General features: G+C 72.8%; 14 protein-coding genes. 8 read left to right on the forward strand and 6 right to left on the reverse strand.

What is annotated here, in order from left to right; all coding sequences use genetic code 11:
* Positions 1-2 precede the first annotated feature (2 nt).
* Positions 3-440, reverse strand: coding sequence for a helix-turn-helix domain-containing protein (locus OG276_RS16005; protein ID WP_266906004.1), 438 nt, complete (start codon positions 438-440; stop codon positions 3-5).
* A gap of 99 nt (positions 441-539) precedes the next feature.
* On the opposite strand from OG276_RS16005, the gene OG276_RS16010 reads away from it, so the two are divergent.
* Positions 540-1,361: an NAD(P)H-binding protein gene (locus tag OG276_RS16010; RefSeq protein ID WP_266906006.1), complete on the forward strand. Its 822-nt coding sequence runs from the start codon at positions 540-542 to the stop codon at positions 1,359-1,361.
* 334 nt (positions 1,362-1,695) lie between these two features.
* The gene (locus OG276_RS16015) at positions 1,696-3,363 is read left to right on the forward strand and encodes a bifunctional 3'-5' exonuclease/DNA polymerase (RefSeq protein ID WP_266906008.1); all 1,668 of its coding nucleotides are present in this window, start codon (positions 1,696-1,698) and stop codon (positions 3,361-3,363) included.
* Between the two features lie 10 nt (positions 3,364-3,373).
* Here the strand turns inward: OG276_RS16015 and OG276_RS16020 are convergent, their stop codons facing one another.
* The 3 genes from OG276_RS16020 to OG276_RS16030 form a co-directional block, all read right to left on the reverse strand.
* The gene (locus OG276_RS16020; RefSeq protein WP_266906010.1) at positions 3,374-4,645 is read right to left on the reverse strand and encodes a hypothetical protein; all 1,272 of its coding nucleotides are present in this window, start codon (positions 4,643-4,645) and stop codon (positions 3,374-3,376) included.
* Positions 4,646-4,740: 95 nt separating this feature from the next.
* Positions 4,741-5,250, reverse strand: a complete 510-nt coding sequence (locus OG276_RS16025) for a SigE family RNA polymerase sigma factor (RefSeq protein WP_266906012.1) — start codon at positions 5,248-5,250, stop codon at positions 4,741-4,743.
* A gap of 65 nt (positions 5,251-5,315) precedes the next feature.
* Complete coding sequence (locus tag OG276_RS16030; RefSeq protein WP_266906014.1) at positions 5,316-5,897, reverse strand: GNAT family N-acetyltransferase; 582 nt, start codon at positions 5,895-5,897, stop codon at positions 5,316-5,318.
* 123 nt (positions 5,898-6,020) lie between these two features.
* Between OG276_RS16030 and OG276_RS16035 the strand changes: the two genes are divergently transcribed.
* Together OG276_RS16035 and OG276_RS16040 are read left to right on the forward strand one after the other, a co-directional pair.
* The gene (locus OG276_RS16035) at positions 6,021-6,584 is read left to right on the forward strand and encodes a LemA family protein (protein WP_266906016.1); all 564 of its coding nucleotides are present in this window, start codon (positions 6,021-6,023) and stop codon (positions 6,582-6,584) included.
* On the forward strand, positions 6,585-8,669 hold the full coding sequence (locus tag OG276_RS16040; protein ID WP_266906018.1) for a DUF2207 domain-containing protein: 2,085 nt from the start codon (positions 6,585-6,587) through the stop codon (positions 8,667-8,669).
* Here OG276_RS16040 and OG276_RS16045 read toward each other — a convergent pair.
* On the reverse strand, positions 8,647-9,813 hold the full coding sequence (locus OG276_RS16045) for a serine hydrolase (protein ID WP_266912868.1): 1,167 nt from the start codon (positions 9,811-9,813) through the stop codon (positions 8,647-8,649). The genes OG276_RS16040 and OG276_RS16045 overlap by 23 nt on opposite strands.
* Positions 9,814-9,925: 112 nt before the next feature.
* A complete protein-coding gene (locus OG276_RS16050) occupies positions 9,926-10,642 on the reverse strand; it encodes a TetR/AcrR family transcriptional regulator (RefSeq protein ID WP_266906020.1) in 717 nt (238 codons plus the stop codon).
* Between the two features lie 129 nt (positions 10,643-10,771).
* Between OG276_RS16050 and OG276_RS16055 the strand changes: the two genes are divergently transcribed.
* From OG276_RS16055 to OG276_RS16070, 4 genes are all read left to right on the forward strand, one after another.
* Complete coding sequence (locus OG276_RS16055; protein WP_266906022.1) at positions 10,772-11,404, forward strand: NADPH-dependent FMN reductase; 633 nt, start codon at positions 10,772-10,774, stop codon at positions 11,402-11,404.
* 14 nt (positions 11,405-11,418) lie between these two features.
* A complete protein-coding gene (locus OG276_RS16060) occupies positions 11,419-12,873 on the forward strand; it encodes a DHA2 family efflux MFS transporter permease subunit (protein ID WP_266906024.1) in 1,455 nt (484 codons plus the stop codon).
* A 412-nt stretch (positions 12,874-13,285) separates the two neighbouring features.
* Positions 13,286-14,278, forward strand: a complete 993-nt coding sequence (locus tag OG276_RS16065) for a DNA cytosine methyltransferase (protein WP_266906026.1) — start codon at positions 13,286-13,288, stop codon at positions 14,276-14,278.
* 11 nt (positions 14,279-14,289) lie between these two features.
* A complete protein-coding gene (locus OG276_RS16070; RefSeq protein ID WP_266906028.1) occupies positions 14,290-15,651 on the forward strand; it encodes a DNA cytosine methyltransferase in 1,362 nt (453 codons plus the stop codon).
* Positions 15,652-15,667: the final 16 nt, after the last annotated feature.

The raw sequence follows: 15,667 nt of genomic DNA on the forward strand, positions 1-15,667 counted from the left end.
CTTCAGCTTGGCATGCCCGCCTGCTCCGCCTTCTCCCCGTCCCACTCGGCCCTGGCGGCCGCGATCTGCGGGCGGTGGGCCAGGGACCAGTCGGCGAGGCCCTTCACGAGGTGCGTCAGGCTGTGGCCGAGCGCGGTCAGCTCGTACTCGACCTGCGGCGGCACGGTCGGATACACGGTCCGCCGCACGAGTCCGTCGCGCTCCAGGCGGCGGACGGTGAGGGTCAGCATCCGCTGGGAGACGCCCTCCAGGGACCGCTGCAGGGCGTTGAACCGCAGGGCTCCGGCGGCGAGCTGGACGACGACGAGGACCGACCACTTGTCGCCGAGCCGGTCGAGGACGTCGCGGATCCCGCAGTCGTCGTCGCAGCTGACGACGGGGGCGGGGGCAGGCCCGAGGGCAGGCCCGGGGCCGGTTACATCGGTGTGCCCTGCTGACATGAATGTGCCTCCTTATGCGCCGCGCACTGATCGAACACGATAGGCGTGACGCGAAACGCGCAGCTCAGACGCACACCCTGATGGCTCGGAGGCCCTCCCATGCTCTTGATCACCGGCGCTTCGGGCGGCCTCGGCTCCCTGGTCGCACAGCGGCTGGCGGACCGCCCGGACGTCCGCATCGGCACCCGCCGCCCCACCGGCCCCTCCCAGGTCCAGGTCGACTTCGACGTCCCGCCGACCCTGGACTTCCGGGGCGTGGACACCCTCCTGCTGATCTCCGCCGGCTACGGGGAGGACGACGAGGTGATCAGCCGTCACGAGGCGGCCGTCACGGCGGCCGAACGGGACGGGGTCCGCCACGTCGTCTACACGAGCCTCACGAAGGACGGCGACCACCTCCCCTACGCACTGGCCCACCGCTGGACGGAACGCCGCCTCGCCGCCTCGCCCTCCCTCGCCTGGACCGTCCTGCGCAACGGCCTGTACGCGGAGCTCCTGGCCGCCCTGGCCGCGCCCGGCCCCGACGGGCGGATCACCGCCCCGCTGGGCCGGGGCCGACTGGCCGCGGTGGCCCGCGAGGATCTGGCGGAGGTGGCGGTACGGGTGTCCCTCGACCCCGCCGCACACGCGGGCCGGGTGTACGAACTGGTGGGAGACCAGCCCCTGTCGGGCGCCGACCTGGCCGCCGCGACGGACTCCGTCTACGCCCCGGCCACCCTCGCCGAGGCCCGCGCGGCCCTCTCCGCCCCCGGAACGGCCCCCTTCCAGCCCCCGATGCTGGTCGGCACCTACTCGGCCATCGCCGCCGACTTCCTCTCCACCCCGGACCAGGGCCCCCTCCGCACCCTCCTGGGCCACACCCCACGCTCGGCCCTGGAGACCTACAAGACCTCCCAACAAATCCAGCCGTCCGGCGTTTGAGTGTTCTCAGCCGTCCGGCGTTTGAGTGTTCTCAGCCGTCCGGCGTTTGAGGACCGGGGTCTGGGGCGGAGCCCCAGAGGGGCCCGGGCGCAGCCCGGCACCCCTCCCCAGCCCGTCCGGCGCTTGAGGACCGGGTCAGGGCAGAGCCCTGGGAACGGTGGAAGGGCGGGTAGGGGAACTCCGCCCCGCGCAGCGGCAGGGGCCACCACGCGGACTGCGGCCCCGCGCAGCGGCAAGGGTCGCTGCGCGGACCGCGCCCCGCGCACCGGCACGCACGCCTGTACGAGCGCGGCGCGCACGAGCACTGTCGGACCCCGATGGGACACTCGCACTCATGAGCGATCGCACCCCTCGGTGGGCCCTCGCCGAGGACGGCGACGCCCGCTGGCACGCCGCGCCCCTCCCCGGTCCCGACGGGCCCACGGACGGAGCCCGTGTCACCACCACCGACCCCGCCGAGGCGATCCGCGCCGCCCCCGCCGGCACCCGCTGGGTCTGGCGCTCCACACAGGCCGTCTACCCCCGGCTCCTCGCCGCCGGAGCCCGCGTGGACCGCTGCCACGACATCGAGGACGCCGAGCTGCTGCTGCTCGCCCACGAGGGCCGCCTCGGCGAGCCCCGCTCGGCGGCCGCCGCCTGGGCCCGCCTGACGAACGCCCCCGTACCGCCCGATCCCCCGCAGCGCGCGGCGGAGCCCGGCAGCCAGCACTCGCTCTTCGACCCCCAGCCCGCCCCCGTACCGCTCGACGCCCTCGTCGCCGTCCACGCCGACCAGGCGAAGCGGCTCGACGCCACCGCCCACCCCGACCGGATGCGGCTGCTGGTGGCTTCCGAGTCGGCGGCCTTCCTGGTCGCCGCCGAGATGAACCGCGCGGGCCTGCCCTGGCGGGCCGACGTCCACCGGGCCCTGCTCACCGAGCTGCTCGGCGAGCGGTACGCGGGCCGCGGCCAGCCCCGCCGGCTCGCCGAGCTGGCCGACGAGGTCTCGGCGGCGTTCGGGCGCCGCGTACGGCCCGAGCTGGCCGCCGACGTCATCAAGGCCTTCGCGGAGGCCGGGATCAAGCTCAAGTCCACCCGCCGCTGGGAGATCCAGGACCTGGAACACCCCGCGGTGGAGCCGCTGCTCGCGTTCAAGAAGCTGTACCGGATCTACACCGCCCACGGCTGGTCCTGGCTCGCGGACTGGGTCCACGACGGCCGTTTCCGCCCCGAGTTCATCCCCGGCGGCACCTTCACCGGCCGCTGGGTCACCAACGGCGGCGGGGCCCTGCAGATCCCCAAGGTGATCCGCCGGGCGGTCGTCGCCGATCCCGGCTGGCGGCTCGTGGTGGCCGACGCCGACCAGATGGAGCCCCGGGTGCTCGCCGCGATCTCCCGGGACCCCGCCTTCATGGAGGTGGCCGGCCGCCCCGAGGACCTGTACACCTCCATCTCCCGCCAGGGCTTCTCCGGCGACCGCGACATGGCCAAGATCGCCGTCCTCGGCGCGGTGTACGGGCAGACCTCCGGGGACGGCCTGAAGAACCTTGCCGCGCTGCGCCGCCGCTTCCCCCGGGCCGTGGCCTACGTGGACGACGCCGCGAAGGCGGGCGAGGAGGGCCGGCTCGTACGGACCTGGCTGGGCCGGACCTGCCCGCCCCCGGCCGATCCGGAGGAGGCGGAGGAGGCCCCCGACGGCTATGTCCCCAGCTACGCCTCCACCGACGCCCGGGCGCGCGGCCGCTTCACCCGCAACTTCGTCGTGCAGGGCAGCGCCGCGGACTGGGCGCTGCTCCTGCTCGCCGCCCTGCGCCGGTCCCTCGCGGAGGCGGGGATGCGGGCCGAGCTGGTCTTCTTCCAGCACGACGAGGTCATCGTCCACTGCCCCGAGGAGGAGGCGCAGGCCGTGGCCGCGGCCATCCGCGAGGCGGGCGACCTGGCCGGCCGCATCACCTTCGGCGACACCCCGGTCCGCTTCCCCTTCAGCACGGCGGTGGTCGAGTGCTACGCGGACGCCAAATAGCCGCCCGCCACTACTGCCCGTACTCCGCGGCCCACTTCCGGCTCGTCGCGAGCTCCGTCATCCGCTCCACCGTCAGCACCGGCGCCTTGCGGGTCGCCGCCGACGACTGGCTCTCGGAGTTGAACGAGGACACGATCACCCGGGTCCCGTTCGGCAGGAGCGCCTCGGCGCTCCACCAGATCACGCCCTTCCCGCCCTTCTCCCCCGGCCGCTTGCGGGTCAGGAACTTCGTCCCGTCCGGCAGCGTCTCGGCAGAAACGAACACCTCGTCCCACATCCCCGGGTACTTCACGCTGTCGGGCTGGATCTGGAGGCTGACCAGCGACTTGCCCTTGCCGTCGTCGAGCACCAGGTAGCCCAGGTCGTCCCCGTCATCGTCCCGGCGCACGACCGGGATCCCGTCCTTGCTCAGCATTTCGCCCAGGATGTCCACGGCCTTCGGCCCCCGGCGGGCGGGCTCCTGCTGCGGCGACTGGCCGGCGGCGGGCAGGTCGTTCAGGGCGGGGTGCCACAGCGGGGACGTCACGAGCGCCTTGAGCTGCGCGAGGGTCAGCGGCGGCGTCGGGCGGGCGACGGGCGCGCCCTTCTGTTCCTCCGCGTTCCACTCCTGGGCGTCCACGAGGAACCCCTGGGGGGTCACGACCGTGGCGCGCCAGCACTTCGTGTCCTCGCGGCGGTCGGGGTACTCGTACCCCTTGAGGAGCAGCAGCCGGGAGCCGTCCGGAAGCTTCTCGGACGTGCAACTGTCCGTGTTCAGCGTGACCTTGGAGGGGCACTTCAGCATGTCGTCGGCCATCTCGCCCTTCGGGTCCACCCGGCTGAGACCGAAGGCGATGCGGCCCTTGCCCTCGCCGTCACCGAAGACCCCGGCCACCATCGGGCCGCCCGTCCGCTCGCCCGTGCCCCTCGCCTCGATGTTGCTGAGCTGCCCCTGTGGCAGCAGCTGCTTGAACACCCCGGTCAGCTGCTCGGCGGAGACGGCCCCGCTGCCGACGCGGTCCATGCCCGGCGGCGGTGTCTGCGGGGCGGGCGGCTCGGGCGAGTTCGCCACGACCTCGCCCCGGTCGCCTCCGCCGCCCGGGCCGAGCAGCCCGTTCGCGTAGGCCCCGAAGGAGCCGATCAGGGCCAGGGCGAGCGCCGAGCCGCCGGCCACGGCGGCCCGGCGACGGGCCACCATCCGCCGCCCGCGCCGCTCCCCGGCGTCGACGAGGTCGCGGCCTTCGGCCGTGAAGCCCTCACCCGTACGCCGGAGGGCTTCACCGAGCTCATCTTCAAGGGACATGCGGAATCGAACCTTCCGTTCACAGGGATCGTGGAATGAGGAGAAGCGGAGAGAAGGAGGTGCGCGGGAGAGGGGCGGGAGGGGGCGGGAGGGGCTCAGCGCCCCGCGAACTCCGCCAGAGAACCGCCCAGTTGCTCCCGCAGCCGGGTCAGCGCTCGCGAGCTGCGGGTCCGTACCGCCGCCGAGCTGACGTTCATCGCGTCGGCGGTCTCCTCGACGCTGCGGTCCTCCCAGTACCGCAGCACCAGGACCGCCCGGTCCTTCGGCGCCAGCCTCCCCAGCGCCTCCAGCAGCGTCAGCCGCAGCGCGGGATCGCCGCCGGCCGGCGCGCCCGCGTCGGGGAACTCCCCGACCGGGCGCTCCCCCGCCGACCGGCGGCGCTGGTGCGTCAGGAAGGCACGCACCAGCACGGTTTGCGCGTACGCCGCCGGATTGTCTATCCGTGCGACGCGCGCCCAGAGCAGGTACATCCGCCCGAGGGTCTCCTGTACGAGATCCTCCGCGAGGTGGGTGTCACCGCTCGTCAGCAGACAGGCCGACCGGTACAAGTGCGCCGATCTGCCCATCGCGAACTCACGGAACCCATCTCTGCGTCCGTACCCCATCCACTCCCCCTCGTGTGCGTCTCACCCCAATGACGCGACGGGGACCGGGAATGTTTCAGCCGATCTCAAACTGATGCGGACCCGGTCTCAGAGCCGGTCCCGGACCCCTTCTCGGACCCGGTCTCGGACCCCTTCTCGGACGCGCTCTCGGAGAGGTCGTGGAAGTACACGTGGAACTCCTCCCGCACGAACCCCTCGGCCTCGTACAGCCCTTGGGCGACGAGGTTGTCGTACGCCGTCTCCAGCTGCACGCCAGAGACCCCGGCCTCCCTCGCCCGGCGCAGCACCTCGCGCAGCAGCGCGCGGCCCGCGCCCGTACGGCGGCCGGCGGGGGCCACGTAGAGGTCGCCCAGCAGCCACGCGGGCTTCATGGCCAGCGAGGAGAACATCGGATAGACCTGCGCGAAGCCGACCGTGCCCGCACCGGGGACCTCGGCCAGCAGGATGAAGGAGTCCCCGCCCGCCAGCCGCTCCGCCAGGAAGGCGCGCGGCCGCTCCGGGTCCTCGACCTCCACCTCGTAGAACTCCAGGTAGCCGCGGAAGAGCTCGGCGGCGATGTCCAGATCCGCCTCGCCCGCCTGCCGCAGGACCACCTTGTCCGGCTCTCCGGCCCCCAGGAGTTCGCCCTGCGTCTTCCGACCGTTCATACCGCTCTCCTTCGTCCACTCCCGCGCGCCGATTCCATTGTGCGCGGGGGGTCCCAATCCACCGGCGCCGCCCTACGCTACGGCCGGGCCGGCAGGGGACCGGCCCGTATCGGGGGGCCACACATGACACCGCTCGGCACGCTCGTCATCGTCTGCGTCGTGATCGTCCTGCTGGTGCCGGTCTGGCTGACCGCCACCTACAACGGACTCGTCCGGCGCCGCAACCAGGTCGACAACGCCTGGGCCCAGGTCGACGTCCAGCTCAAACGGCGCTACGACCTGATCCCGAACCTCGTCGAGACCGTCAAGGCCTACGCCGCCCACGAGCGCGGCACCTTCGAGGCCGTCGTCCGGGCCCGCGAAGCGGCCGTCGCCGCCAGCGGCCCCGCCGACAAGGAACGGGCCGAGGCCGTCCTGCGCACCGGCCTGACCGGGCTGCTCGCCCTCGCCGAGGCCTATCCGGCGCTGCGCGCGGCGGGCAACTTCGACTCCCTGCAGCAGGAGCTGGCGACCACCGAGGACCGCACCGCGTACGCCCGGCAGTACTACAACGACGCCGTACTGGCCTACAACACCGCCGTCTCGGCCTTCCCGGCCCTGCTGGTCGCCGGGCCCCTGGGCTTCCGCGTCCGCGCGTTCTTCGGTGCGCCCGAGGGCGAAACCGGCCCGGTCCAGGTCCGGTTCTAAGTGACCTGGACCTGGTTCATCGGGGCGGCCGCCCTGGTGAGCGCCCTGCTGTGGCTGGCCGCCGTCGGCTGGGCGGTGGTCGCCAACCGGCCCGCGATCGTGGCCGCCGACGGGCCGACGATGGACCTGCGGCCCGAACCGCCCGCGCTGGTGGAGTTCCTGACCGGCGGCTGGGAGTCCGGCCGCGGCGCCCCGCGCGCCACGCTCCTGGACCTGGCCGCGCGCGGGTTCCTCGCGCTGGAGCAGACCGGCCCCGATCCGCGCGACACCCTCGTCCGCATCAGGCCGCCACGGCGCGGGACGGCCGCCGGAGCGGGCGCGGAGGAGGATCTGCTCCCCTACGAGGCCCTGGTGCTGGCCCGGGTCACCGCCCTGGCCTCCGCCGGGGTGCTGCCCGTCGGCGCCCTGGCCCGGGGCACCGAGGACGAGGACCGGCGCTGGTGGCGTGCCTTCGGCCGGGCCGTGGCCGCCGACGCCCGGGACCGCGGACTGGCCCGGGACCGCTACCCGGCGCCGCTGAAGGCCGGTCTGACGCTGGCGGCGGTCCTGCCGGCCGTCCTGGCCGCCGTCCTGTTCGTGTCGCTGACCGGGGTCGGCGGCTGGTTCATGTCCCTCGCCGTCGGCCTGGGCGTGTGGGCGTGCGGCTCGGTACTGGTGGCCCGCCTCACCGGGGAGCGGGAGACGCCCGCCGGTGTCGAGGCCTGCGCGCACTGGCTCGGCGTACGGGAGTGGCTGGCCCGCGACGAGTCCTTCCCCGGGCTGCCCCCGGCGGCGGTGGCCCTCTGGGACCGCTACGTCGCCTACGGCGCCGCCACCGGGGTGGCCCGCTCCGCACTGGCCGTGCTCCCGCTCGGCCCGCGCGACGAGCGCCGCGCCTGGTCCACGTACGGCGGCGGCTGGCACGAGGTCAGGCTCCGCTACGCCCCCGCCCCGGCACGCACCCTGCGCCCGCCGCGCGACAGCGTGCGCCTCGCCCTGCGGCGGATCGGGTCGACCTCGATCGTGCTGCTGCTGGTCGCCTGGTGGCACACGCATCCGCCGACCGAGGTCCGCCTTCCGGTGCCGAGCGTCCCGCTGCTGGTCGTGGAGCTGGTCCTGCTGATCGGCGCGCTCATGGGCTCCCGCTGGCTGTGGACCGGCCGGCGGCCCGTGATCCCGCTCGCGGCGTACGTGTACGGCGGCTTGCTCGCCTTCGTCGGCTCCACCTGGGGGCTCCAGGCCTCCGGGAACTGGACGGTGCCGCCCCGGGCGGTGTGGGCGCAGCTGCCTCCGGTGCTGATCACCGGTCCCGTGCTGCTCTGGTACCTCTTCCTCCTCGCCGCCGCCCTGCTGGACCTGTCCCGGCGGGCCTGGACCGAGGGCGAGGTGGTGCGGCTGCGCACCGGGAGGGGGGTGCGCCACCTGGCGCTCGACCCGGGCGGCCGGACCACGGTCACGGCCTGGCCCGTACGGTCCGGGCTGTACGGGCCGCTGCGCGAGGGGGCGGTCGTACGGGTGCTGCGGGGACCGGTGCTCGGGCACGTCTACGAGGTCGTGCTGGTGACGCCCTCACCGCAGGGCGAGCTGTTCCCGGAGGCGGACCCGTCCGAGTCCGAGGTCTCCGACTCCGGCTCCGGCGCGGAGGACTCCGAGTCCGGGTCCGGCTCCGGCTCCGGGGAGGCCCCCGGGCTGCCCGGACTCACCGTCCCCGCCGCCCTCTCCACGCTCCTGCGGCGGGGTGATCCGCAGGAGTTCCTCCCGGTCGCCGAAGCCGCCCGGATCCTGCGCGTACGGCTACGGGCGTCGGACACCCTGCCCGGCCTCGGCATCGTCACCTACGTCACCCCGGACGGCCGCACCGCCCTGCTGCTGCAGACCGCCTCGGGGGCCCTCGGCCGACGTCTCCTCGCCACCCACAAGCGGCGCGCCGTCCCGGTCGGCGCGGGTGAGGCCGACGTGGCCTACGCGCGGGGGCGGCGGCTGGTGCTGCGCCGCGGCGAGCACGTCCTGATGCTCGAACTCCCGGACGGCGCCGACCCGTCGGCCCTGCCGGCGCTCGCCGAGGAGGCGGCCCGCCGGATGGTCAGTGGTCCTCGTCCCCGGTGACGGGCTGGGCGGGCAGCGTGTAGACGTGCTGCGGGGTCACGATCTTGGTGATCGCCTCCCCGAACAGCGTGCTCGGCTCCTCGCCCTCGGCGGAGATGTCGGTGTTGAGGAGCACCACCAGGGTGGCATCGGACTGCTCCGGGTTGTAGACGGTCAGGGACTGGTAGCCGGGCAGCGAGCCGTTGTGCCCGATCCACCCCTGGACGTTGAAGATCCCCAGTCCGTAGCCGGTGCCCGGCAGGGCCGGTACGACATCGAGGCGCTCGGCCTGGGTGGCGGGGGTGAGCAGCTCACCCGTGGCCAGCACCTTGGCCCACCGCCGCATGTCCGGGAGGTCGGAGATCATCGCTCCGGCGGCCCAGCCCCAGGAGGGGTTCCAGTCGGCCGCGTCCTCGGTCTTCCCCGAGGCCGTCTGGTCCGTGTAGCCCTGGGCGTGCGGGGTCGGGAACTCGGCGCCGGTCGGGAAGAGGGTGTTCTTCAGCCCGGCGGGCTCGATGACCTCCTCGGTGAGGTAGTCGGCGAGCGTCTGCCCGCTGATCTTCTCCACGACGAGCCCGATCAGGATCAGGTTGGTGTTGCAGTAGGAGAACTGCGCGTTCGGCTCGAAGAGCACCGGGTGCTTGAAGGAGTACGCGAGCAGCTCCTGCGGGGTGAAGGGCCGCCGGGGATCGCTGGTCAGCGCCTTGAAGAAGCCTTCGTCGGCCGAGTAGTTGAACAGCCCGCTGCGCATGCCGGCCAGCTCGCGCAGGGTGATGCGGTCGCCGTTGGGAACGCCGTCGACGTACTTGCCGATGGGGTCGTCCAGCCCGATCTTCTTCTCGTCGACGAGCTTCAGCATCGCGGTCACGGTGAAGGTCTTGGTCTCGCTGCCGATCCGCATGTTGAGGCCGTCGGTCATGGACGCCCCGGTGGCCTTGTCGGCCACGCCGAAGGCCCGTACGTACTCTCCCTTGCCCGGCGCCGACAGGACCACTTGGACCCCGGGCACCTTGGCCTCGTCCATCACCTTCCGGATGGCGTCGTCCAACTGCCGCGCCACGGCGGGGGTGAGCTGCGGAAACTCATCGGAGACGGCCGAACTGCTCGCCGCCGGAGGTGTCGGGGCATCCACTGCGTACCCGGCACCGGCCCCCACGGGCACCATCAGGAGCCCCACTGCGGCCGCCCCCACAGCCGCCCTGCGCAACCGTGTCGTGCTCACCCGTCCAACGTAGCCCCGGGCCGGGGGCCGGGCGACCGGAAGGGCCGGCTCGGGCTCAATCGGCCCGATAGGCCCGCAGGAAGGCGCCCACGCCGCCCGCGATCAGGCGGTCCGTCTGCTCCTTGGGCAGGGGCACGACCCCGTAGTGCGAGAGCTGCCAGACGGTGTGCGAGGTCAGTGCCATGAAGTGGGCGCCGGCCATCATCGCGTCACCGCGCAGGTCGATCAGCCCGGCCGCTTCGAGGCCCTCCAGCGCGTCGGCAAGCGCGCGGGACACCGGGCCGGGGCCGGCGTTCACCCAGGCTTCCAGCACCTCGGGCGGCACGTGGTCGGCCTCGGCGTGGATGTGGCGGACGAGCGCGAAGTGGTCGGCGTAGTCGGTCAGGAGCCCGATGACCCGGTGGGCGAAGTCGACCAGGTCCCGCTCCAGGTCCTCGGGGCGGGGCGGGCGCACGGGGTTCAGGACGGCTTCGATCTGGGCGATCTGGGCGTCGCGCACCTGCGTCGAGGTCCAGGTGACGACGGTGGCGAAGAGCATCGCCTTGCCGCCCGGGAAGTGGTTGTAGAGCGTGCGGGTCGAGATGCCGGCCGCGGCGGCGAGCCCGTCGACCGTGGCCCGGGCGTAGCCCTCACGGCCGAAGACCCCGCAGGACGCGCTCGCGATGGCGAGCTGCTTCTCCAGCTTCTTGGCATTGGTTCCGGGGGTTCCGGCTCCGGGGGTTCCGGCTCCGGGGGTTCCGGCTCCGGGGATTCCAGGGGTTCCGGTGCTCACTGCGCCTCCACGCGGGAAAAACAACGACCGAGAAGTACAACGACCGTTGCACTTTTTACAACGCCCGTTGTACTTTACCGGAGGAGCGGCCGTACCGAACGGCCGCCCCGCCAACGAGGGGACCCTGCCATGCCCGTCACCAACGCTTCCACTCCCGCCACCGCGCCCCACGAGGACGCGCCGCTGCGCGTCGCCGTCATCCTCGGCAGCGTCCGCGAGGGCCGTCAGGGCCCCGCCGTCGCCGACTGGTTCCTCGGCGCCGCGCACGCCCTCGGCGGCCTCGACCTCGACCTCATCGACCTCGCCGACGTCGACCTGCCGCTGGTCATGCCCGGCTGGGGCGGCTCCCCGGACCCGCGGGCGGCCGCCGCCCTCGCGGAGGTCAGCCCGCGGCTGGCCGCCGCCGAGGCCTTCGTCATCGTCACCCCCGAGTACAACCACAGCTTCCCGGCCGTACTGAAGAACCTCATCGACTGGCACCGCGAGGAGTGGCACGCCAAGCCGGCCGGCTTCGTCTCCTACGGCGGCCTCGGCGGCGGCCTGCGCGCCGTCGAGCAGCTCCGGCTGGTCTTCGCCGAGCTGCACGCCGTGACCGTCCGCGACTCCGTCAGCCTGCACGGTCCCTGGTCCGGGCTCGGCCCGGACGGCGCACCGCGCGACACCGCCGTGGCCGAGGGCGCCGTCAAGGGCATGGTCGGCCAGCTGGCCTGGTGGGGACGCGCGCTGCGCGCCGCCCGCGCGAGCCGCCCGTACCAGGGCTGAGGGGCGGCAGGAAGATGCGTACGACCCGAGAACCCGGCGGCCCCGACCAGCCGGCGCCGCCCACGGACCCCGCGATCGCCGCCGGCTCCCCCGCCTCCGCCTCCGCATCCGCGGCCCTGCTCCGGCGCACCGCGGGAGTCGTCATCGTCGGCTCGGTCATGGCGGTGCTCGACATGACGATCGTCAACGTCGCCCTGCACCGCCTCTCCGAGGCCTTCCACGCACCACTCGCGACGATCCAGTGGGCCGCCAGCGCCTACACGCTCGCGCTCGCCGCCGTCATCCCGGCCTCGGCCTGGACGATGGGCCGCTTCGGCGCCAAACGCACCTACCTGGGCGCCCTCACCCTGTTCTCGCTCGGATCGCTGCTCGCCGCGTGCGCCTGGAGCGCCGGCAGCCTGATCGCCTTCCGCGCGGTACAGGGCCTCGGCGGCGGGCTGCTCATGCCCGTCGGCATGGCCATGGTGATGCGCACGGCGGACCCGGCCCGGCTCGGGCGGGTGATGGCCCTGCTCGGACTGCCCATCATCGTCGGGCCGGTGGCCGGTCCGGTCCTGGGCGGCTGGCTGGTCGACTCGGCGTCCTGGCAGTGGATCTTCCTGGTCAACCTGCCCGTCGGGGCGGTCGCCCTGGTCCTCGCCGCGAAACTGCTGCGCTCCGACGCCCCGAGCACCCCGGCCTCCCCGCCGCGGCTGGACGTACCCGGCCTGCTGATGCTGTCCCCGGGCCTCGCCCTGCTCCTCTACGGCCTGGCCCGCGGCGGCGAAGGCGGCACCTTCACCGCACCCGACGCCCTGCTCCCCACCCTGGCCGGCGCCGCGCTCGTCGCCGCCTTCACCCGCCGGGCCCTGACCGCCCGCGAACCCCTCCTCGACCTGCACCTCCTGCGCGACCGCACCTTCCGGGCGGGCATCGCCACGCTCGCCCTCTTCACCTGCGGCTACTTCGGGTCCATGCTGCTCGCCCCGATGTACTGGCAGCAGGGCCGCGGCATGAGCGCGACGGCCGCCGGCCTGCTGGGCGCACCGACCGGCCTCACCGTCGGCCTGGTCATGCAGATCGCCTCCCGCCGCGTCGACAAGGTCTCCCCGCGCCGCCTGATCCGGGCCGGGATCGCGGTGGGCGCACTGGGCATGGCCCTGACCGCCCTCCAGGCGGGCTCACCGGATGCGGCGCCCTGGCGGTTCGTCGGCGCCTCGATCGTCATGGGCATCGGCGCCGGCATGGTCATGATGCCGACGATGACCACCGCGAGCCGCGACCTCCCCAGGCCCCACCTGACCGCGGCGAGCACCCTCCTGAGCATCAACTCCCAGATCGGCGCCTCGATCGGCACGGCCCTCCTCTCGGTCACCCTGACCGAAACGGGCACGACCCCCACGGGCTTCCGCACCACCTACGCGATCGCAGCCCTCCTCCTCGCCCTGGCCCTACTCCCGGCCTCCCGCCTCCCCGACCGCCACCCCTGACCGGCCTCCGGAAAATGCCACTACACCCGCGGGCCGACGGCCGACCCGCATCGCGGTGCCGTGCACGATCGTCACCTCGCTCGCCACAGGAGGCCCGGCCCGCTGGGCATGGCAGTCCCACCCGCCGAGAAGACGCTCCGCGGGGGTATGAAGAAGCCCCAGGTCACGGCGAGTGAGTCCTGGGGCCGATCCGAGCCGACTTCGGGGCACGGCAGGCGGAATCCGGTGCGGCCGCGCTCGGCCCGTGATGGAATCAACACGACAGCCGTAGCGGCTCGACGGTACGGAGTCGACTGCCGTCGGGAGCGAGTCACGATCGTGAGGCCGGAGCACGAAGCACCGGATGGCGTGGCTCTCCGTTTCACGGCGGCGGTGGAGCTTGGGAGGGGCCGGCGGGGACGGGGAGGAATCGTTGAGCGGGCTGAGTTTTGTCGACATCTGCTCGGGGGCAGGTGGACTCGCTCTGGGGCTGGAACGAGCGGGTTTCACGCCTCGACTCCTCTTGGACAACGAGCCGACTGCCTGCGAGACGCTCAAAGCCAACCGGCCGCATTGGAACGTGCTGAAAGCGGACCTCCTCGACTTCGACCCCGTGGACCACCCCGAGGTGTACGACGTCGATCTCCTGGCAGCCGGCCTCCCCAGGGTGAGGTCGAGCGCGACGGTGATGCGTCGGTCGGACGCCGAGTTGCGCCTCATCGAGGCGACCGCCTATCTGGTCCACGCCGTCCAGCCTCGTGCACTGATCATCGAGAACGTGCCCACCCTGGTCGACGAGGACTCCTTGGCCCCGATACGGGACTTTCTCCGCGAAGAATTGGAGCACCTCGGCTACGCACTGACCTGGTTCATCCTGAACGCTTCCGACTTCGGAGTGCCCCAGCACCGCTTGCAAGGCATCGTCGTGGCCGTCAAACAGCAGTGGGCCAGCGCCTTCCGACCGCCCCGACCCAGCGTCCACCAGCACGTGTCCGTCGGGGCGGCGCTGGCGCCGTCGATGCGTTCCTGCGGCTGGCCGGACGCAGACCGTTGGGCGGCCCAGGCGGCGAGCGTGGCACCTACCTTGGTGGGTGGATCCAAGACGCACGGAGGCCCCGACTTCGGACCGAGCGGCACGAAGGCCAAGTGGCGACGGATGGGGGTCTACACGAAGTCGTTCGGAAACGAACCGCCCGGCCCCGACTTCACATGGGATCCGTCACTCGGTGACGACGGACTGGTACGGATCACGGTGGACCAGACCGCCCTGCTCCAAGCCTTCCCCGAAGCGTGGCGGATCTCCGGCCTCAAGACCGCCCGGTACCGCCAGATCGGCCACGCGACCCCGCCGCCGGTCGGAGAGGCGCTGGGACGGGCCGTAGCCGAAGCGTTGAACCGGGATCCGCGAGGGCCCGCGGCCGGCTAGACTTCCGCCACATGACCAGCTCGGCGCACCACCAGCCCATCCTCGACAACCCCTTTGTCCTGGACCTCTTCGCAGGACCCGGAGGGCTGGATGTCGCTGCGCAGGGGCTCGATCTCCCGAGTCTCGGCATCGAGTGGGACAAAAGTGCGTGCCTCACGCGATACGCGGCCGGGCTGGACACTCTTCACGCCGACGTGAGCGCGGCACGCAGGGATTCCTTCGAGTCCCTGCCGCCGGAGATCAACGTGCTCGCAGGTGGCCCTCCGTGTCAGACGTACTCTGTGGCCGGGCACGGCGCCGGACGCCAAGCCTTGGACCAGGTCGCGAAGTACATCGAGCGGCTGATGGCCGGCGAGTCCGACCAGAAGATCGACGAGGATCTGAAAACCCTCACCGATCCGCGCACCGCGTTGGTCCTCGAACCTCTCCGATACGCGATTCAGGCGACCAGGAGCCCTAATCGGGGGCACCGCCCGTACGACGTCATCGTCCTGGAGCAGGTCCCTGCGGTGGCCCCGCTCTGGAGGCACTACGCCAAGGTCCTGGAGGAGACGGGGCTCCCCGACGGGACCAAGTACAAGGTCGTCGTCGACATCCTCGCCACCGAGACCTACGGGGTGCCTCAGACACGCTCCCGCGCTGTACTGATCGCTCGGCGTGAAGGGCTCGGAGAGCCCTCGCTCCCCCGTCGGACCCACCATGCCTATGAAGCGAAGGAATGGAATCGGAAGAACGGGACGCGCGAACCCGACCAGGCCGCGGAACAGGTCCATCAACCGACTCTTGACGACGGCGCCCCCGCATCGAAGAGGGACGAGGAGCCACAGCCCTGGAAGTCGATGCGGGATGCCCTTGGGAATCCGGTGGGCTCGCACCCGGGACGTCCGAAGCCCTTCCTGGTCCGCTCGAACTACGGCAGTTCCGGGATTCCGGGAAGGCGTGGAGTGCGGACCGACCAGCAGCCCGCCGCCACCGTCACCGGCCGCATCTCCCGCTTCGTGGTCTTCGAGCACCTCGACGAGAACATCGTCTACGAGGGCCCTCGGTTCAGCATGAACGAGGCCGGGCTGCTGCAGACCTTCCCGCCGGACTATCCGTGGTCCGGTACGGCGCAGGCCCAGCAGGTGGGCAACGCGGTACCGCCGCTGTTCGGTGCACACCTGCTGAGCGCCGCTCTGGGGCTCCCCAAGCCGGACCCGGAGGCGTTGCGGAAGCCGTGGCAGCCGGCCACGGAGGAGCAGCGGGCCAAGCTGCGTAGCAGCGGCTGCGGGGCCGCCGACGCTTGCACCGACAGGTGCCCGCGCCCCACGGACCAGGTGCCGCCCCCTTCCTCCGTGCGCCCTCGTAAGAGCAAGAAGGCGTCGGCGAAGTAGCCCGAGCAGGGCCCAG

Origin of the sequence: Streptomyces sp. NBC_00086 (assembly GCF_026343255.1) — a bacterium.
Lineage (GTDB): Bacteria > Actinomycetota > Actinomycetes > Streptomycetales > Streptomycetaceae > Streptomyces.